Raw genomic sequence first — 17,556 nt, 5'->3', positions numbered from 1 at the left:
GCCGTGGCCACCAGGCAGAACGGCGAGGCGGCGAGCCATTCGCGGTCCCGCTCGTGCAGGCGGACGCGTTCCTTGTTGGCGGCCCGTGCGTTCGGTGCACCGAGCAGGTCGCGCAGCTCCTCGTGCGAAGTGATCTCCACCGTCACGTTGGTCCTCCCTCAGGCGTTGACCCGTTGGCGGGCGCCACCATCCGTCAGCCTAGGCCGCCGTGACCAGGGTGAGGTTTGTGCCCCGTTGTCGGGGGTACGGCCTCACCCGACACGCCCGCCGCACGAACCGTCCGCAGCACGCCGACCAGTGGAGGCCGGGAGATGGAGAGCCGACTCAAGGTGCTGGGTCACCCAGTCCATCCGATGCTGGTCATGTTCCCGGTTGCGCTGCTGGTCACCGCAGTGCTGTTCGACCTGGTGGACACGGTCGGCGGTCCCGACTTCCTCGCCGAGGTCGCGTACTGGAACATCACCGTCGGTCTGATCGGCGGCCTGCTCGCCGCGGTGGCCGGCTCGTTCGACCTGCTGGCGATCCCGACCGGCACCCGCGCCAAGCGGGTGGGTCTGCTGCACGCGGCCGCCAACGTCGCGGTGATCCTGCTCTTCGCGGCCGTCTGGGCGGTCCGGCTCAACGCGGACTCGCGTGCCGCCGGCGGCGCGCTGATCGCCATCGAGGTGGTCGCTGTGGCGATCCTCGGCATCAGCGCCTGGCTGGGCGGCGAGTTGGTCGACCGGCTCGGCGTGGGCGTCGACCGCGACGCCAACCTGGACGCGCCCAGTTCACTACGGCCGCCCGCGGCCGCACGGCGGATCGGAGACGTGTGATGAGCGAGCAGCAGACCGGCGGCTTCGGCCGGGGTTGGCGAGGCGGCCGACAGCAGGGCTGGGACCCGATGGGCGAGTTGCAGTCGCTGCGCGCCGAGCTGAGCCGCCTGGTCGGCGGCAGGGCCGGCGCGTCCGACGTCGAACTGACCGAGACCTCGGACGGCTGGGAGGTCGTCGTCCGGCTGCCCGGCGTGGCCCCGGAAGAGGTCGCGGTCGAGCTGGACGACCTCGAGTTGTGCGTGCGGGCCCGATCCGAGGCGGAGGTCAACGCCGACCAGGGCATCCCCGGTGGGTTCGAGACCCGCGGCTTCGAGTACCGCGTCAACCTGCCGTCCCGGGTCGACCCGGACGCCATCGACGCGGTCATGGACCACGGCCTGCTCCGGGTCCGGTTGCCGCGGGCGACCCGGCCCGCACCGCGCACCATCACCGTCGGTCGCACCGGCCCGCGCTCCGGTGACCTCTCCACGGGTACGCCGATGCCTGCCGATCCCGCTGCGGACCGGGAGTTGCACCGCCCGGACACCGTCGGCGAGATCGACCGGCAGTAGCGGGCTGCGTGGTCACCCCGTCCGTGCTCGGCCCGACCGCCGAGCGCCTTCCCGACGTGCGGCGGATCGCCGTGCTCCGCGCCAACGCGCTGGGCGACTTCGTGTTCGCCCTTCCGGCGCTGGACGCGCTGCGCGCCGCGTACCCCTCGGCGGAGATCGTGTTGCTCGGCGCGCCCTGGCACGCGAAGCTCTGGCGCGACCGGCCCGGCCCGGTGGACCGGGTGCTGGTGGTGCCGCCGGCACCCGGCATCCGTGCGCCCGACCCGGGTGAGCCGGAGTCGTCGATGGACGAGTTCGTCGCCGCTGCCTCCGGTGAGGGGTTCGACCTGGCGGTGCAGATCCACGGTGGTGGCGCCAACTCGAACCCGCTGATGAGTCGTCTGGGTGCCCGGGTGACCGTCGGCCTACGCGCCGAGGACGCGCCGCCGCTGGACCGGTGGCTCCGCTACGTCTACTACCAGCACGAGGTGATCCGCTACCTGGAGGTGGTGGCGCTGGTCGGGGCACCGGCAACCACCATCACTCCGACGCTGACCGTTACCGACGCCGACCGGGCCGAAGCGGCCCAGGTGCTCGGGCCGGCGAACCGACAGCGGGTGGCGCTGCACCCCGGAGCCAGCGGCGGCGGGTGTCGCTGGCTCCGGGGTGCAGCGACACCCGCCGCCGCTGGCCCGCCGAGCGCTTCGCCGAGGTGGCCCGTGAGCTGCATGGTGACGGCTACGAGGTGCTGGTCACGGGTACGCCCTCCGAGCAGGACGTGGTGGACCGGGTCGTCGCGGCGGCCGGGGTTCCGGTCCGGCCGCAGGTCGGGACGCTCAGCCTCGGCGGCTTGCTGGGCTGTTACGCCGACTGCGCGTTGGTCGTCTCCAACGACACCGGCCCGCTGCACGTGGCCGCCGCGGTGGGCACGTCCACGGTGGGCATCTTCTGGGTCGGCAACCTGATCAACACGGCGAACCCGCTGCGGGGTCGGCACCGGCCGATCTGTTCCTGGACTGTGCACTGCCCGGTCTGCGGGGTGGACTGCACACCGGGCATCTACCCGCACCGCCCCGGCGACGGCGAGTGCCCACACCGGGACTCGTTCGTGGCGGACGTTCCGGTGGTCGAGGTGCTGGAAGCGGCCCGGGAGCTGCTCAGCGCCGAGTGACGGCGATCAGGCCGGCTGGGGGGTGTCCTCCTCGGCGAGGACCACCTCCCACGCCTCGACGTCCCGGTCGGTGACGGTGGTCGGAGACTCCAGGTGGTACGCGCCGCTGGGCAGGATGCCCGCCCCGCCGTACCGGGCCAGCACCGCGAGCTGCGCGGCCACGTCCTCACCCTGGTGTTTCTCCTGCACCCGACGCCAGAAGTCGAAACCGCCGACGTCGACGAGCCTGGCCCGGTCGTAGAGCACACACCCGCCGATCCAGGAGACCTTGTACGCCCGCCACGCGCCCGGCGGCAGCGCCAACTGCTCGGTGACGTGCAGGAGGTTGGCCGCCGAGTGGATCCGGGCGCGGTTCCACTCCGGGGTGTCCGGGCGGATCCGCTCCGGCGTCGGAGGGCCGATCCACTCCTCGTAGTGCCCGTGCGACTCCGGCCGCACGTCGTCGGTGTACGACAGCCCGTGCACGCCGTTGCCGACGAACCCGCAGCCCAGCTCACCGATCGCCGTGACCAGCCGGTGCACCGCCCCCGGCTCCAACCAGATGTCGTCGTCGAGGTTGAGGACGTACCGGGCGGCCGAGGCGGCGAGCAGGTACGCCCGATGTTCGGCCAACCCCCGGCGGGGCAGCCGACGGGTCAGCAGCACCGGGTGACCCCGCTGGCGCAGCGCCCTGACCATGGTGGCCGCGGCGGGGTGCGCGTACGCGGGCTCCCCGTCGGACTGGTCGCTGACCACCACCCCGAAGCCGGGTACCCCGTCCTGGGCGGCGAGCCCGGCCAGGGTGACAGCCAACTCGGCGGGCCGGTTCCGGGTCGGAATCAGCACGTCGAGCAGCCGGTCGGCGCGGAACTCCTCCGGGGCGCCGAGGTCGAGGGGGCGGTTCACGACGCCTGGGTGCGGGTGCTCAGCGACTCATCGGGCACCCGGTCCGTGGCGCGCGGAGCCGGGTCCTGACTGTGCGTCCGGATCCGCTCGATGATCGCGGAGGTGGACCGGTCCGGCACGTACCCGAGGGTGCGCACCTGTCCGCCAAGACGACGCACCAGCGGGGCTTCCGGGACCAGCTCCGGCGGGTAGTCGCCGCCCTTGACGTAGACGTCCGGCCGGACCGCCTCGATCAGCGCGGCGGGTGAGTCCTCCTCGAAGACCACGACGTGGTCCACACAGGCCAGGGCAGCGAGCAGGGCGCCCCGGTCCTCGACCGGGTTGACCGGGCGGTCCGGGCCCTTCAGCCGTCGTACGCTGCCGTCCGAGTTGACGGCCACGATGAGCAGGTCGCCCAGGGCGCGGGCCTGTTCCAGGTAGCGCACGTGGCCGCGATGCAGCACGTCGAAGCAGCCGTTGGTGAACACCACCGACCGTCCCGCCTCGCGGTACTCGGCGACGATCGCGTCCAACTCGTCGGTGCCGACCAGCGCCGAGCGGTCCGTGGTCCCGGTCGGTTGGTCGAGCGCGGTGAGCAGGTCCTCCCGCCGGCACACACAGGTGCCGGTGTCGGAGACGGTGATGGTGGCCGCCAACTGGGCGAGCTGGGCGGCGGTGGGCAGCGGCGCGTCGGCGGCCAGGGCCAACGTCATCGCCGCCAGGTACGCGTCCCCCGCGCCCACGGCGTGACTGGCCGGAACCGGGGTGCTGTGGCTGCGTCGTGGCGCCCCGTCGGCACCGCCGACGACAGCACCCTCGGTGTCCAGGGTCACCGCCACCACGTCAGCTCCGGTGTGCGCGCGCAACTCGGCCAGCCGCGACTCGGCCAGTACGGCCCGGTCGACGCCCTCCCCGGCCCGGGTGTTCACCGTGACGCCGGTGCCGGTGACGCTGAGCCCGTCGCCGGTGAGTGCCACCCGGCCCTCGCCTCGGATCGGCTCACCGACCGGGCCGGGGCGGTCGGTGGTGCGTTCGGCGGCGTCGTCGGCACGTACCCCGCCCGGGGCCGCGCCCACTGTCATCTCGGAGGGCCCGTCGGCCGGGTCGATGTCCGGGTGTTCCAGGTGCAGTTCCGTCCCGCCCGTCAGCCGGGTCGTAGCGCCGGCACGGGCCAGCAGCCGGGTCGCCTCGGCGAAGCTGGGAGTGACGACTGTCGGCGCGAGCCCCCGCCAGTCGGCCAGGTCGTGGGCGTCCAGCGCGACAGTGGCGTACCGCTCGCGTTGCTCGACCAACCACGCGCGGACCGGCGCGGGCAGCGCACCCAGGCCGTAGTCGCAGACCACCAGGGTCGGCGCCTCCCCGCCGGCGGCGGCGCGCAGCTCCTCGGTGGCGCAGGCCAGCGCGGTGAGCAGCCGGCTCACGCCCTCCGGGTCGAGGGCGTCGTCCGGGTCGCCGGAGTCCTCGCGCAACAGGATCTGGTTACCGGCCAGCATCCGCCGCTTGACCGGGGTGGGTCGTCCCGGCTGGTTGACAGTGCGGTCCCAGACGCCGGCGCGGTCCAGACAGTCGTGCAGTTCGTCGCCGGCCACGTCGGCGCCGACCGGTGCCACCAGCACCGCCCGGCCGCCCAGCGCGGCGACGTTGACCGCGGTGTTCGCGGCACCACCGGCTGCGGAGATCCGTCTGCGCAGGGTCAGGACCGGAGCTGGTGCCTCCCGGCAGAGCCGATCGGAGTCGGCGAACCGCCATTCGTCCAACATGGCGTCACCGACGATCAGGACCGGGCGTCCGAGCCAGCTCTCCACGACGGTGGCGAGCCGGCGCTGTTCCGCTGCTGCTCCTGCCATGCCTCCCCGGGTCCCCACCGCCCCCCTGGCCAAACCTGCGTTCCGGTCGGTCCCGCCGCTGGTCGTACGCCTTCCGGTGGTTCGTCACCGGTCGGGTCTGTTTCGGGCGTTGCGGGCTGGGAAGGGGATTGAGGTAACCCCCGGAAAGGAGATGTACCGACATGGCAGCGGCATTGAACGGCAAGCGGATCGCCTTCCTGGCCACCGACGGCGTCGAGGAGGTCGAGTACGTCCAGCCGCGCGAGGCGGTCGAGAACGCCGGCGCGACGGTCGAGCTGGTCTCGCTGAAGCCCGGCACCATCCAGTCCTTCAACCACCTGGACCAGTCCAAGACGTACGACGTGGACGTGACCGTGGGCAAGGCGGACGCCGCCGGCTACGACGCGCTGGTGCTGCCCGGTGGGGTGGCGAACCCGGACTTCCTGCGGGGCGACCCGGATGCGGTGCGGTTCGTGAAGGCGTTCTTCGACGCGGGCAAGCCCGTCGGGGTGATCTGCCACGGCCCGTGGACGCTCATCGAGGCGGACGTGGTGCGTGGTCGCCGGATCACCTCCTGGCCCACCCTGCGTACCGACCTGACCAACGCGGGCGCGACCTGGGTGGACGAGGAGTGCGTGACCGACGGCAACCTGACCAGCAGCCGCAACCCCGACGACCTCCCCGCCTTCTGCCAGAAGATCACCCAAACCTTCGCCGTCTGACCCCAACCCTCTTTCGCCCGTTGATCATGAGGTTATTGCCACCTGGCCCGGGGCAGCGTGTCAGGGCGATAACTTCATGATCAACTTAGGGGGCGGGGGTTTTTTGGGGGATGCCGGCATGTTCTCTGGCTGTCGGGATAGAAGGGCACATGACCACCGAAGCCTCTGACGCGCCGGTGCTGAACCGTCAGCAGATCCGACTGCTCATGGTCGGTCTGATGACCGGCATGCTGTTGGCCGCGCTCGACCAGACCATCGTCGGCACGGCCCTGCCGACCATCGTGGGCGAGTTGGGCGGGATCAACCACTACTCGTGGGTCGTGACCGCGTACCTGCTCGCCTCGACCGCGTCGACCCCGTTGTACGGCAAGATGGCCGACCTGTACGGGCGCAGACCGGTCTTCCTCTTCTCGATCGGCACGTTCCTGGTCGGTTCGTTGCTGGCCGGCTTGTCCCAGAACATGACCCAGCTGATCATCACCCGGGGCATCCAGGGCCTCGGCGCGGGTGGTCTGCTGACGCTCGCGTTCACCATCATCTCGGACGTGGTGTCCCCCCGGGAGCGCGGGCGCTACCAGGGTCTGTTCGGTGCCGTCTTCGGAATCTCGTCGGTGGCCGGGCCGCTGGTCGGTGGGTACTTCGCGGAGACCGACTGGCGGTGGATCTTCTACATCAACGTGCCGCTGGCGATCCTGGCCATCGTGGTCTGCTACCACGTGATGCGGTTGATCCCGTTCGAACGCCGGGACCACTCGATCGACTGGCTCGGTGCCGGCCTGCTGGTCGCCGGGGTGAGTGCGCTGCTGCTCGCGCTGAGCTGGGGCGGCAACGAGTACGCCTGGGGCTCCGGCGTGATCATCAGTCTGTTCGTCGTCGGTGCGGTGCTGGGGGTGCTCTTCGTCCTCCAGGAGGCCCGGGTCGCCGAGCCGATCCTGCCGCTGCGGCTGTTCCGCAGCGCCACCTTCGCCCTGGCCAACTCGGCGCTGCTCATCATCGGTCTGGTGATGTTCGGCTCGATCATCTTCATCCCGCTGTACCTGCAGATCGTCAAGGGCGCCTCGCCGACCCGCAGTGGTCTGCTGATGCTGCCGATGATGGCCGGCATCATCATCACCTCGATCCTGACCGGTCGCGCGATGACCCGGATCGGCCGGTACAAGTGGTTCCCGGTTGCCGGTTCGGTGACCCTCCTGGTCGGCATGTTCCTGTTCACCCGCCTGGAGGTGACCACCTCGCTCTGGGTGGCCTTCGGGTTCATGGTGGTGATCGGCGTCGGGCTGGGTCTGTGCATGCAGTCGCTGATCCTGGCCGTGCAGAACGCGGTGTCCGTGCGTGACCTGGGGGCCGGGACCTCGTCGGCCACGTTCTTCCGGTCGCTGGGTGGTTCGTTCGGGGTGGCGATCCTCGGCACGGTGCTCTCGTCCCGGCTGACCAGCGGGCTCGCGGACCGGCTGCCCGGCGCGATCGCGCAGCTCCCGCCGCAGGAGCAGGCCGCCGTGGCGGCGAGTGGCGGCTCCAACATCTCGATCAACGATCCGGCGACCATCCTGGCCCTGCCGGGGCCGGTGCGCGCGGCCATCCAGGGAGCTTTCGTCGACGCGTTGGACATGGTCTTCCTGACCGCCGGTGTGATCGCGATCCTGGCGGTGGTGGTCACGCTGACGCTGCCCAACACGCAACTGAGGGGCGCCGGTCCGCAGGGCGCCACCGGCGGCGCCGACCCGCTCGGCGGTGAGGCGCCGGCCCCGGGCGGCAAGCCGCTGACCCGCGAGTCCAAGGAGGAGGCCGCCGCCGACATGGAGGCCAAGTCCCAGACGATGATTTGAGCGCGTCGACCGACCGTCCCGGACTCCTCCGGGACGGTCGGTGTCATCCGGCCACGAGGCGCAGCGGTTGCGGGTGTTGGCTGTCGAGGCGGTCGAGCGCGGCGGAGGTCGTCGCGTCGGCGGGCAGGTACACGATCAGGCGCTGGTCGTCGTCCGCGGGGAGTTCGAGGGTCTCGTACGCGAGGCGAAGCATGCCTGCCTCGGGATGGGCGAGGCGGAGGATGCCGTTGGCCTTCGGCAGGCTGGGCACTGTCTCGACGCGCCGGGTGAAGGCGTCACCCGCCGTGATGGTCAGCTCGTCCGCCAGCGCGGCCATCGGCGGGTAGGCCCGGAACGGGCCCTGCTTGAGGGCGGCGACCTGCTCGTCGGCCAGGTGGTCCCAGTCGGGGTACGCGCTGCGCGCCCGGGCGTCGGTGAGGACGAACCGGGCGAGGTTGGGCTGTGCCGCGTCCAGCAACCCGATCGGTCTCATCAGCCGTTCGTAACCGTTGGTGTGGGCGACGATGTCGCTGAGCTGGTTGAGCAGCACCGCCGACGTCGGTTCCAGGCGGCCGAGCAGCGCCCGCACGGTCGGACGTACCTCGGCGGTGGGGGTGACGTGGCCCCGGCAGTTGTAGCCGGGATCGGCCGCCTTGGTGAGGCGGTGCAGGTGAATACGTTCGTTCCGGTTCATCCGTAGTGCGGTGGCGAGCGCGGCGAGCACCTGCGGGGACGGCCGGCGGTCGCGGCCCTGTTCGAGCCTGGTGACGTACTCCACGCTGACGTCGGCGAGGGCCGCCACCTCGGAGCGGCGGAGCCCCGGCGCGCGCCGGCGCGGCCCGGCGGGCAGCCCCACCTCGGCCGGCGTCACCGCTTCCCGGTGGACACGCAGGAACAACCCGAGCTCGTTGTCGCTCATCGTCCGAACGTAGCAACGGCTGCGGGCCGGATGGTGTCCCTGCCACTACCAGCTTCAGTCCGGTCTCCCTGGTGTCCTGCCGGCTGACGACCGTGGGGAAAGGCGCTCGACAGCGGTCGAGCGCGAAACCCTGGTCGGTTGGAGCTGAGTCATGAGTCGTACGGTCGCGGTCATCGGTGGCGGTTACGGGGGTACGGCGGTCGCCAAGGCGCTGGAGGCGATGGCCAACGTCGTCCTCATCGATCCTCGGGACGCGTTCGTCAACGTCGCGGCATCGCTGCGGGCATTGGCCCGGCCCGACTGGGCCGGCAACATGTTCTTCCCCTTCGACACGGTGCTCACCCGCGGCACTGTGATCCGGGACCGAGCTGTCTCGGTGGATTCCGGCGGCGTCACCCTGGCCTCAGGTCAGCGTGTCGCAGCGGACTATCTGGTGCTGGCAACCGGCTCCAGTTACGCCTACCCGGCCCGGGTCGACGCAGATTCCGTCGAGGCGGCGCTTGAGGACCTGCGTCAGACCAACAAGGAGTTGGCCGGTGCCGAGCGTGTCCTGATCCTCGGCGCCGGGCCGGTCGGGTTGGAGTTGGCCGGTGAGATCAAGGACGCCTGGCCGGACAAGCACGTGACCCTCGTCGATCCGGCCGAGCAGCTGATGCCAGGCTTCACGTCGGAGATGCGCGACGACCTGCACCGGCAGCTCGACGAGCTGGGCATCGACGTGCGGCTGGGCACCACGCTGGCCGCTCGGTTGACGACCGAGGCCAATCGGGTCGCCACCTTCACGACCACCACCACCGGCGGCGACGAGATCACCGCCGACATCTGGTTCCGTGCCTTTGGTCTGCGGACCAACAGCGACTACCTCGTCAACGGCGGGCTGACGACGCTCAACCCGCAGGGGCGGGTCGCCGTCACCGACACACTCAACGTGCGTGGCCCCGACGGAATCCTCGACCACGTCTACGCGATCGGTGACCTCACCGATCTCGCCGAGGACAAGCTGGCGGCGTACGCGTTGCAGCACGCCGAGGTCGTGGCGCAGAACATCACCGCGCAGGTGCGTGGCGAGCGGGCCACTGCCACCTACCGACCCATGCCCGATCCCATGATCCTGCTCCCGCTCGGGCCGCGTTTCGGTGTCGGTCAGATGCCCACGCCCGACGGTGTGGCAGTCGTCCCTGCCGCGACCGTCGCCGAGTACAAGGGCACCGACCTGTTCACCGGCCGCTTCACCGAACAGTTTGGGCCCACCGCCGCCTGAGCGACCCGACAGTTGGTGGAAGCGTCACGCGGGGCGGCGGTAGGCGCCGTACCACCATGTCGCGGCCAACTCCCGGGCGGCTGCCGCGTCGGTGTCGGGGTCGGCAGTGGTCGTGCTGACGTGGTCGGCAAGGAAGCGGTCGCCGCCGACCACGATCAGCCGGCTGGCGGCCACCACGTCGAGGTCGGCGGGGGTGCGCCCGGCCTCCTGCTCGGCGCGGAGCGCGTCCACGGTGCGCGCCACGAACTGCTCCAGCCCTGCCGCCCAGTACTCCCGGACCACCTCGTCGTACGCGGCGACCTCGCTGACTGCTGCCAGAACCGGAGCGTATGTCCGGTAAATCCGGATCACGTCGGCGAAGACCTCGGTCAACCGTGCCAGCGGGTCACCGGGTCCACCGGGATCCCAGCCGCCGGTGCGCTCGAAGGAGCTCTCCCGCATGGTGCCGGCGAGGCGCATGAGCAGTTCGCTCTTGTCCCGGAAGTGGGTGTAGAAGGTCGACCGCGCGACCCCGGCCTCGGCGGCGATCCGCTGCACCCCGAGGTCGGTGAATCGAGTCCCCTCCCGCAGGAGGCGCTCGGTGGCCGCCAGTACCCGTGCCTCGACGGCAGCCCGACCATCGGGGTTGCGCGGGCGGCGGCGGGTGATCGAGGGCATAGCCGGAATCCTAGGTGGCCGGGGGTTGGGTCGGCGACGTACGCTCGCTGCCGGACACAGTGTCCGACATAGTGACCGTGAGGCGGCTGACCTCGGCCTCCGACCCACCACGAGGAGCAACACAGGTGAAGTACCGGCTGTTGGGCAACACCGGGGTGTACGTCTCGGAGATCTCGCTCGGCGCGATGACCTTCGGCGGCGCCGGGCACCCGCTCTGGGGCACCCTCGGTGGGCTGGCGCTGCCCGAGGCGCAGCGGATGGTCGACACGGCGCTGGACGCGGGCGTCAACTTCGTCGACACCGCGGACGGCTACAGCGACGGCGAGAGCGAGGAACTGCTCGGCCAGGCGCTCGGCAAGCGACGTCGCGACGTCGTGCTGGCGACCAAGGTGCACTCCCGGACGGGCCCTGGCCCGAACGACGTGGGCACCTCCCGGCTGCACATCATGCAGAACCTGGAGGACAGCCTGCGCCGGCTGGGCACCGATCACATCGACCTGTACCAGATCCACAACTTCGACCAGGTCACCCCGATGGAGGAGATGCTGCGCGCGCTGGACGACGCGGTCCGGCAGGGCAAGGTCCGCTACATCGGCTGCGCCAACTTCGCCGCCTGGCAGATCTCCAAGGCGCTGGGCATCTCCGCTCGGGAGAAGTTGGCCGGCTTCGTCTCCGTGCAGGAGTACTACTCCCTGCTGGGTCGGGACGTCGAGCGCGACGTGGTGCCGATGGCGCTGGACGCGAACGTTGGCCTGACCGTGTGGAGCCCGCTCGCCGGTGGTTTCCTCTCCGGAAAGGTCGGCCGGGACGGCACCGTCGCCGACAGCGGCGCGCGCAGCGCCCAGCCCGGTTACACCAGCTTCACGCCGTTCGACAGGGAGCACGCCTTCGGGGTGGTCGACGTGCTCAAGGGCGTCGCCGAGCGGCACGACGTCAGCCCGGCCCGGGTCGCGGTCGCCTGGCTGCTGACCCGACCGGCCGTGACCAGCGTGATTGTCGGCGCCCGCAAGCTGGACCAGTTGGTGGACAACATCGCCGCCTCGGACCTCACCCTGACCGAGCAGGATCTCACCGAGCTGGACGAGGCCACCAAGCTGCCGGTCTCGTACCCGAACTGGATCCAGGAGGGGTTCTTCGCCGGGCTGCGCCATCCGCAGTAGGGCGACCCGGGGGCCCGGCCTACTTGAGGATCAGCCGGTTCGTCTGCTCGAAGACGTCCAGGTCGGCCAGGGTCTCCAGGACCGAGGTGGAGAGCGGGGTGGGGAACCGGTCCCGGGCGAAGAAGCCCGCGTCGGTCGTCTCGTCGGTGACCCGGGCCAGTTGCCCGTCCCACTCCTCCACCTTGAACGCCGTCGTGAAGACCTGGTACGTGTGCCCGTACATGTTGGTGCTGGTCCGGTCCGGCCCGGTGTAGAGGGCGAACGCGCAGACCCGCAACGCACGCAGCCCGGTCTCCTCGCGGACCTCCCGGACGGCGCAGTCGGCGATCGACTCGCCCAGCTCCATCGCGCCGGCCGGCATGGCCCACTGGCCGTTGTCCGAGCGCTGGATCAGCAGGATGCGTCCGGCGTTGTCGCTGACCACGGCACGGGCGCCGACGAACATCAGCGTCCGGTCCCCGGCGATTGCGCGTAACTGCCCTACGTACGAGTCGGCCCAGGAGATGCTCACCTGCGACAACTTACGGGGGTTCCCAACGTGTGACCGGCGACACTAACTTGTTACCCATGCGTAGCACGATGATGGACGCCCCTCTCCAGGTCTCCCGGATCCTCGATCACGGCGCAGGAGTGCACGGCACGGCCGAGGTGGTGACCTGGACCGGTGCCGAACCCCGCCGGATGACGTACGCCGAGGTGGGCCGCTCCGCCGCCCGGCTGGCGCACGCGCTGCGTGACGAGTGCGGCGTGACAGGTGACGAGCGAGTCGCCACCTTCATGTGGAACAACAACGAGCACCTGGTCGCCTACTTCGCGGTGCCGAGCATGGGCGCGGTGCTGCACACGCTCAACATCAGGCTCTTCCCCGACCAGGTCGTCTACATCGCCAACCACGCCGAGGACCGGGTGGTGCTCGTCGACACCACGCTCATCCCGCTGCTGGCCCGGGTGATCGGCGAGCTGACCACGGTGCGGCACGTCGTCGTGGTCGGCGGTGGTGACCCGGCGCCGCTGGTGGCGGCAGCCGGCGACCGGATCACGGTGCACCACTGGGACGCGCTCCTCGCCGACCGGCCCGAGGTGTACGACTGGCCCGAGGTGGACGAGCGCGACGCCGCGGCGCTCTGCTACACCTCGGGCACCACCGGCAACCCGAAGGGCGTGGCCTACTCGCACCGCTCGATCTACCTGCACTCGTTGCAGGTCTGCATGCCGGAGGGCTTCGGTCTCGGGCCGACCGACCGGGAGTTGGCCATCGTGCCGATGTTCCACGCCATGTCCTGGGGTCTGCCGTACGCGGCCTTCCTCTCCGGCGCGTCGCTGATCATGCCGGACCGGTTCCTCCAGGCCGCGCCGATCGCCGCGATGATCGCCGCCGAGCGGCCCACCCTGGCCGGCGCGGTGCCGACCATCTGGACGGATCTGCTGGCCTACCTGGACGGCCACGACGTGGACACCTCCTCGCTCACCGAGGTGATCGTCGGCGGCTCGGCCTGCCCGCCGGCGCTGATGCACGCGTTCGACGAGCGGCACGGGATCGACGTCATCCATGCCTGGGGCATGACCGAGATGTCACCGCTGGGGTCGGTCTCGCGTCCACCCGCCGGGGTGTCCGGGGAGCAGGCCTGGCGTTACCGCTACACGCAGGGGCGGGTGCCGGCGGGTGTGCAGGCGCGGATCGTCGGGCCGTCGGGCGAGGCGCTGCCCGCCGACGGCACGGCCGTGGGCGAGCTGGAGGTCCGTGGGCCGTGGGTGACCGCACGGTACGTCGGTGAGGATGCCCCGGACGTGGAGAAGTTCCGCGACGGCTGGCTGCGTACCGGGGACGTGGGCTCCCTCTCGCCGGACGGCTACATCACGCTGACCGACCGCGCCAAGGACGTGATCAAGTCCGGAGGTGAGTGGATCTCGTCGGTGGAGCTGGAGAACGCCCTGATGGCCCACCCGGCGGTGCTGGAGGCGTGCGTGGTGGGCGTGCCGGACGAGCGGTGGGACGAGCGACCGCTGGCCACCGTCGTGGTTCGGGAGGGTGCCTCGGTGACCGCCGAGGAGCTGCGGGACTTCCTGGCCGACTCGGTGGCGCGTTGGCAACTGCCCGAGCGCTGGGCGTTCATCGACGCGGTGCCGAAGACCAGCGTGGGCAAGTTCGACAAGAAGGTCGTCCGTTCGCGGTACGCCGAGGGTGAGCTGACTGTCCGGGAGCTGACAGCCCCGTAACGTTTTCCCAGGCACTGTCGCCTGTTGGGGCAGGGGCAACTCCTGAAGATCCCTCCCCAGGGGGCGGCCCCGGCGTTCGCACCGCGCCGGGGCCGCCCGTTCCACGCGGATGACCCGCACCGTCATTGTTGCGAAAGTTCTTCGCTTCTGTCCTGATGACGGAGAAATCGGGTGGTCCGCGACCCGATCAGGCGTCGCTGGTGGTCACCAGCACCTTGCCCACCGTCGAGTCCTCCACCGCCTGGTGCGCCGCCGACGTCTCGGCCAGCGGGTAGTAGTGCAGAGGCAGGCCAGCCTCTGCGCCGACCCGGAGCGCGCCCTGGCTGGCCGCCGCGGCCACGTCCTTCACACCCTGCGCCTTGGCCGCCTTCGGCTCGGTGTAGACCAGCACGAACTGCCAGCGGGCGTTCGGCGCCATCATCGCCCGGATCGGGATGCTCACCTCACTCCCGCCGTTGTCCGCGTACATGCAGACCGCGCCGCCGTGCCGCAGCACCTGCACGTCCACCGCCGCGTTCCGGGCCGGGGCGACCTCCACGATCGTGTGGACCCCGTCGGGGGCGATCCGGCGGACCTCCTCGACCACGTCCTGCTCCCGGTAGTTGATCACGTGCGAGGCGCCGGCCGCCGCCGCGAGCTGCGCCTTCTCCGCACTGCTCACCGTCGCGACGACAGTGGCGTCGGCCCAGCGGGCGAGCTGGATAGCGGCGTTGCCGACCGCGCCCGCCCCGCCCTGCACCAGCACTGTGTGGTCCGCCAACGCGCCGGCGCGCAGCGTGTCCGGCATGAACTCGCCGGCGGTCAGACAGCGGTGCGCGGTGAGGAACGGGATACCCAGGGCCGCCCCCAGCTCGAACGGGGCGTCGCCGAGGCGTACCGCCTGCCGGACCGGCACCAGCGTGTACTCCGCCGAGGTGCCCCACGGCCGCTGCCAGGCCGCCTCCCAGATCCAGACGCGCTCACCGATCAGGTCGGGGTCGACCCCCTCGCCGACGGCCTCCACCACCCCCGCGCCGTCCTGCCCGGGAATCTGCCACCCGTCCGGTGCGGAGTTGCGGCGGGACTTCCAGTCCGTCGGATTGACCCCCGAGACCGCCATCCGGACCAGCACCTCGCCCGCAGCCGGCTCCGGCACCGGCCGGTCGACCAGCTCCAGCACCGAAGGGTCGCCGGTCCGCTCGTACACGATGGCCTTCATTCGTGGTCTCTACCCCGCCCGGCCCGGGTCAACCCAGGCCCTCCACCAGCTCCGGGGTCAGCTCACCGATCGCGCCCAGCGTCACGGTGGCCAGCCGGGCGGCGTCCGGGTCGAGAGGGTACGAACCATGGGGCACCGCCACCACCCGCATGCCCGCCGCGGCCGCCGAGCGCACCCCGTTGGACGAGTCCTCCACGGCCGCGCAGCGGGCCGGGTCGACGCCGAGGCGTCCCGCGACGCTCAGGTACACGTCCGGCGCGGGCTTGCCCCGCTCGGTCTGCTCGGTGGAGAGGGTCGCGCCGAACGCGTCGGTCAGGCCGGTGGCGGCCAGCGCCGCCTCGATCAGCCGGGTCGGTGACGAGCTGGCCAACCCCAGCGGCCAGCGCCCGGCGAGCCGGCGGACGATCTGGTCGGCGCCGTCGATGAGAGGTACGTGGTCCCGGTAGCGCCGGGTCATCTCCTCGACGACCTCGGCGGCGACCTGCTCGGCGGTGCGGTCGACGCCCAGCTCACCGCTGAGATAGTGGGCCCACTCGCCGGTGCTCATCCCCATCAGGCGACGTTGCGTGTCCGGCTGCCACGTCCCGCCGTGCGCCGCCACGTACGCCCGGCGGACCTCCTCCCACACCGGCTCGGAATCCACGATCACGCCGTCCAGGTCGAAGACCACCGCATCCGTCACGGCACCATCCTGCCCGACCGGCGGGTGCCCGGTCAGCCGGGCAGCGCGGGCAGGCCGAGCGGGCTGCCCTCGGGGAGCAGCGTGTGGCCGGACCTGGCGATCGGCTCCAACAGCTCCCGGAGCCGATTCGTGTCGTCACTGCCGAGTGACCGCCACGGGTGCGCGGCGGCCCGGTCGGTGGCGTCCTCGACGGCCTGGAACTCGGCCCGGGCGTGCTCGGTGGCAGTGCCGTCCCCGGTCAGCCAGCCCCGCTGGGTGAGCCGCTCGCGGGCGGCCTTCCACTGCTCCTCGGACCAGCCCCGGCCCAGCAGGTACTGCGGCGGTGAACCATCCAGCGCCACCCGCCCGGTCAACGTCTCGACCGGGTCCAGCCCAGCGGCCACCAGCGCCGCCACGTGCCCGTCCCCCCGGTGCTCGCGCAGCGTCGTGGCGGCCTGCCAGAGCCGGGCCAGCGGGTACTCCCCGACCGGCAGCGCCGCGTTGGCCGCGCCGAGCACCCGGCCGGCGGTCTCCACCGCCGAGGCGGCCCGCTCCAGCAGGTCGGCGGCCTCGGCCAGGTGCGACTCCGGCAGCTCGTAGGTGAGCTCGGCGAGCGCCTGCACCGCGCCGGTCAGGCGGGCGCGGAGCGCCTCCTGCGGGGTGGCCAACCGCCAGACGGCAGGCAGCGCCCGGGCAACCATCGGCGGCGCGAAGTTGAAGAAGGCGGCGACCACCGGGGCCGCCTCGGTCGCGCCCAGCGGCGCGGCCCGGCCGGCGAAGTAGCCCCGCCAGTAGCCGCGCAACCCGACCGCCTCGTACGCGGCGCGGGCCCGGGGGTGAAGGTAGGTGACCGCGTGCACCGGCTCGAAGTGCGCCCACATCACGCGGGCCGTCCGTCCAGCCTCGTCCAGCGCCGTCACACGCACCTCCGCGTCCCCGGTTACGGATGCTCACCCCGGGCGGCGAACCGCCCGGGGTGACGCCGAACCTACTGCCGGTGGGTGACGGGCCGGAAGCCCCATGTGAACAACTCCATCGCGACCAGTGGACAACCGGGGCGATTCGGTCAGGTCACTGGGCGGCGAGAACGTCCACCACGAAGCGCAGCGGACCGGTCGGGCGTCCGCCGGCGTTGGCCTCGTCGTTGCCGTACGCCAACTCGCCCGGGATATCCAGCTGCACCCGGCTGCCCACGGTCACGCCGACCAGGCCCTGGTCCCAACCGGGGATGACCTGACCCACGCCGATCGGGAAGGTGGCCGGCTGCCCGCCCTTCCAGGAGGAGTCGAACTCCTTGCCGTCCTTGTAGAACACCCCCACGTAGTTGGTGGTGATGTTCTGGCCCTTCTGCACGGCCGGGCCGGTGCCCTTGATCAGCGGGGTGACAGTGAGCTTCTTGAGGTCACCGGTGCCCGGCGTCACCGTCGGCTTGGTGCCCAGGGCCGGGTCGGCCCCCTCGGGGAGCTGCGGGGCGGGCGGAGCACCGGGGGCGTCGGGGGCCGGAGCAGAGGCGGACGGGGTCGCGCCGGCCTGGTTGGCGGGCTTGTCGTCGCTCCGTTTCGCGTCGATCCACACGAAACCGCCGATCAGCAGCGCCATCACCGCGACGCCGGCGAGGCCGCCCGCCCACGCCTGGCGACGTCGCTTCGCGTCGGCTGCCTTCTTCGCCGCCAACTGGGCGGCCAACCGGCGCCCCGACTTGGTCGCCGGGCTCTGGTCCGGACCCTTCTGCTGCGTCCGCTCGCTCACG

General features: G+C 71.5%; 16 protein-coding genes and 2 pseudogenes. 8 read left to right on the top strand and 10 right to left on the bottom strand.

Going from position 1 to position 17,556, the window contains the following annotated elements; all coding sequences use genetic code 11:
- Positions 1-146, bottom strand: a pseudogene (locus ACWCO3_RS07520) (pyridoxamine 5'-phosphate oxidase family protein); the annotation flags it as partial.
- A gap of 165 nt (positions 147-311) precedes the next feature.
- On the opposite strand from ACWCO3_RS07520, the gene ACWCO3_RS07515 reads away from it, so the two are divergent.
- The 3 genes and pseudogenes from ACWCO3_RS07515 (at position 312) to ACWCO3_RS07505 (ending at position 2,516) form a co-directional block, all read left to right on the top strand.
- Positions 312-815, top strand: coding sequence for a DUF2231 domain-containing protein (locus tag ACWCO3_RS07515; RefSeq protein ID WP_357937578.1), 504 nt, complete (start codon positions 312-314; stop codon positions 813-815).
- On the top strand, positions 815-1,366 hold the full coding sequence (locus ACWCO3_RS07510; RefSeq protein WP_357937580.1) for an Hsp20/alpha crystallin family protein: 552 nt from the start codon (positions 815-817) through the stop codon (positions 1,364-1,366). The genes ACWCO3_RS07515 and ACWCO3_RS07510 overlap by 1 nt, the downstream gene beginning before the upstream one ends.
- Before the next feature lie 8 nt (positions 1,367-1,374).
- A pseudogene (locus tag ACWCO3_RS07505) lies at positions 1,375-2,516 on the top strand (glycosyltransferase family 9 protein).
- Positions 2,517-2,522: 6 nt separating this feature from the next.
- Here ACWCO3_RS07505 and ACWCO3_RS07500 read toward each other — a convergent pair.
- Entirely contained in the window at positions 2,523-3,401 is an 879-nt protein-coding gene (locus ACWCO3_RS07500) for a glycosyltransferase (protein ID WP_358079128.1), read from the bottom strand.
- Positions 3,398-5,227, bottom strand: coding sequence for a D-glycero-beta-D-manno-heptose 1-phosphate adenylyltransferase (rfaE2, locus tag ACWCO3_RS07495; RefSeq protein ID WP_450008995.1), 1,830 nt, complete (start codon positions 5,225-5,227; stop codon positions 3,398-3,400). The genes ACWCO3_RS07500 and rfaE2 overlap by 4 nt, the downstream gene beginning before the upstream one ends.
- A gap of 161 nt (positions 5,228-5,388) precedes the next feature.
- Here rfaE2 and ACWCO3_RS07490 point away from each other — a divergent pair, with 161 nt between their 5' ends.
- Both ACWCO3_RS07490 and ACWCO3_RS07485 read left to right on the top strand, forming a co-directional pair.
- Positions 5,389-5,928 carry a type 1 glutamine amidotransferase domain-containing protein gene (locus tag ACWCO3_RS07490; RefSeq protein ID WP_450008994.1) on the top strand — a complete coding sequence of 180 codons (540 nt, stop codon included), beginning with the start codon at positions 5,389-5,391 and terminating at the stop codon, positions 5,926-5,928.
- Between the two features lie 149 nt (positions 5,929-6,077).
- A complete protein-coding gene (locus ACWCO3_RS07485; RefSeq protein ID WP_145785988.1) occupies positions 6,078-7,754 on the top strand; it encodes an MDR family MFS transporter in 1,677 nt (558 codons plus the stop codon).
- A 43-nt stretch (positions 7,755-7,797) separates the two neighbouring features.
- Here the strand turns inward: ACWCO3_RS07485 and ACWCO3_RS07480 are convergent, their stop codons facing one another.
- Positions 7,798-8,652 (bottom strand): helix-turn-helix transcriptional regulator, encoded by an 855-nt coding sequence (locus ACWCO3_RS07480; protein ID WP_145785989.1) that lies wholly within the window; start codon positions 8,650-8,652, stop codon positions 7,798-7,800.
- A gap of 151 nt (positions 8,653-8,803) precedes the next feature.
- On the opposite strand from ACWCO3_RS07480, the gene ACWCO3_RS07475 reads away from it, so the two are divergent.
- A complete protein-coding gene (locus ACWCO3_RS07475) occupies positions 8,804-9,913 on the top strand; it encodes an NAD(P)/FAD-dependent oxidoreductase (protein WP_450008991.1) in 1,110 nt (369 codons plus the stop codon).
- 24 nt (positions 9,914-9,937) lie between these two features.
- On the opposite strand, the gene ACWCO3_RS07470 is transcribed toward ACWCO3_RS07475, so the two are convergent.
- Positions 9,938-10,570, bottom strand: coding sequence for a TetR/AcrR family transcriptional regulator (locus ACWCO3_RS07470; protein WP_145785991.1), 633 nt, complete (start codon positions 10,568-10,570; stop codon positions 9,938-9,940).
- A 125-nt stretch (positions 10,571-10,695) separates the two neighbouring features.
- On the opposite strand from ACWCO3_RS07470, the gene ACWCO3_RS07465 reads away from it, so the two are divergent.
- Positions 10,696-11,730 carry an aldo/keto reductase gene (locus ACWCO3_RS07465; protein ID WP_145785992.1) on the top strand — a complete coding sequence of 345 codons (1,035 nt, stop codon included), beginning with the start codon at positions 10,696-10,698 and terminating at the stop codon, positions 11,728-11,730.
- A 19-nt stretch (positions 11,731-11,749) separates the two neighbouring features.
- Here ACWCO3_RS07465 and ACWCO3_RS07460 read toward each other — a convergent pair whose 3' ends face one another.
- On the bottom strand, positions 11,750-12,241 hold the full coding sequence (locus ACWCO3_RS07460; protein ID WP_145785993.1) for an NUDIX domain-containing protein: 492 nt from the start codon (positions 12,239-12,241) through the stop codon (positions 11,750-11,752).
- 71 nt (positions 12,242-12,312) lie between these two features.
- On the opposite strand from ACWCO3_RS07460, the gene ACWCO3_RS07455 reads away from it, so the two are divergent.
- Positions 12,313-13,947 carry a fatty acid--CoA ligase gene (locus ACWCO3_RS07455; protein ID WP_208745238.1) on the top strand — a complete coding sequence of 545 codons (1,635 nt, stop codon included), beginning with the start codon at positions 12,313-12,315 and terminating at the stop codon, positions 13,945-13,947.
- 187 nt (positions 13,948-14,134) lie between these two features.
- Here ACWCO3_RS07455 and ACWCO3_RS07450 read toward each other — a convergent pair whose 3' ends face one another.
- The 4 genes from ACWCO3_RS07450 to ACWCO3_RS07435 form a co-directional block, all read right to left on the bottom strand.
- Complete coding sequence (locus ACWCO3_RS07450) at positions 14,135-15,145, bottom strand: NADPH:quinone reductase (protein WP_145785995.1); 1,011 nt, start codon at positions 15,143-15,145, stop codon at positions 14,135-14,137.
- A 28-nt stretch (positions 15,146-15,173) separates the two neighbouring features.
- The gene (locus ACWCO3_RS07445) at positions 15,174-15,863 is read right to left on the bottom strand and encodes an HAD family hydrolase (RefSeq protein ID WP_425280600.1); all 690 of its coding nucleotides are present in this window, start codon (positions 15,861-15,863) and stop codon (positions 15,174-15,176) included.
- Entirely contained in the window at positions 15,860-16,687 is an 828-nt protein-coding gene (locus tag ACWCO3_RS07440; protein ID WP_358162559.1) for an SCO6745 family protein, read from the bottom strand. The genes ACWCO3_RS07445 and ACWCO3_RS07440 overlap by 4 nt, the downstream gene beginning before the upstream one ends.
- Positions 16,688-16,877: 190 nt before the next feature.
- Complete coding sequence (locus ACWCO3_RS07435) at positions 16,878-17,555, bottom strand: FKBP-type peptidyl-prolyl cis-trans isomerase (RefSeq protein ID WP_145785997.1); 678 nt, start codon at positions 17,553-17,555, stop codon at positions 16,878-16,880.
- Between the last annotated feature and the right edge of the window lies 1 nt (position 17,556).

This window comes from Micromonospora sp. NPDC002411, assembly GCF_053592955.1.
The sequence above is the reverse complement of the archived record's forward strand: the minus strand, read 5'-3'. Positions and strand labels throughout refer to the sequence as shown.

Bases quoted from the DNA above. Each gene is read 5' to 3' on its own strand.
- ACWCO3_RS07515 (WP_357937578.1), top strand. From the start codon at position 312: ATGGAGAGCCGACTCAAGGTGCTGGGTCACCCAGTCCATCCGATGCTG.
- ACWCO3_RS07510 (WP_357937580.1), top strand. From the start codon at position 815: ATGAGCGAGCAGCAGACCGGCGGCTTCGGCCGGGGTTGGCGAGGCGGC.
- rfaE2 (WP_450008995.1), bottom strand. From the start codon at position 5,227: ATGGCAGGAGCAGCAGCGGAACAGCGCCGGCTCGCCACCGTCGTGGAG.
- ACWCO3_RS07490 (WP_450008994.1), top strand. From the start codon at position 5,389: ATGGCAGCGGCATTGAACGGCAAGCGGATCGCCTTCCTGGCCACCGAC.
- ACWCO3_RS07485 (WP_145785988.1), top strand. From the start codon at position 6,078: ATGACCACCGAAGCCTCTGACGCGCCGGTGCTGAACCGTCAGCAGATC.
- ACWCO3_RS07480 (WP_145785989.1), bottom strand. From the start codon at position 8,652: ATGAGCGACAACGAGCTCGGGTTGTTCCTGCGTGTCCACCGGGAAGCG.
- ACWCO3_RS07475 (WP_450008991.1), top strand. From the start codon at position 8,804: ATGAGTCGTACGGTCGCGGTCATCGGTGGCGGTTACGGGGGTACGGCG.
- ACWCO3_RS07470 (WP_145785991.1), bottom strand. From the start codon at position 10,570: ATGCCCTCGATCACCCGCCGCCGCCCGCGCAACCCCGATGGTCGGGCT.
- ACWCO3_RS07455 (WP_208745238.1), top strand. From the start codon at position 12,313: ATGGACGCCCCTCTCCAGGTCTCCCGGATCCTCGATCACGGCGCAGGA.
- ACWCO3_RS07450 (WP_145785995.1), bottom strand. From the start codon at position 15,145: ATGAAGGCCATCGTGTACGAGCGGACCGGCGACCCTTCGGTGCTGGAG.
- ACWCO3_RS07440 (WP_358162559.1), bottom strand. From the start codon at position 16,687: ATGTGGGCGCACTTCGAGCCGGTGCACGCGGTCACCTACCTTCACCCC.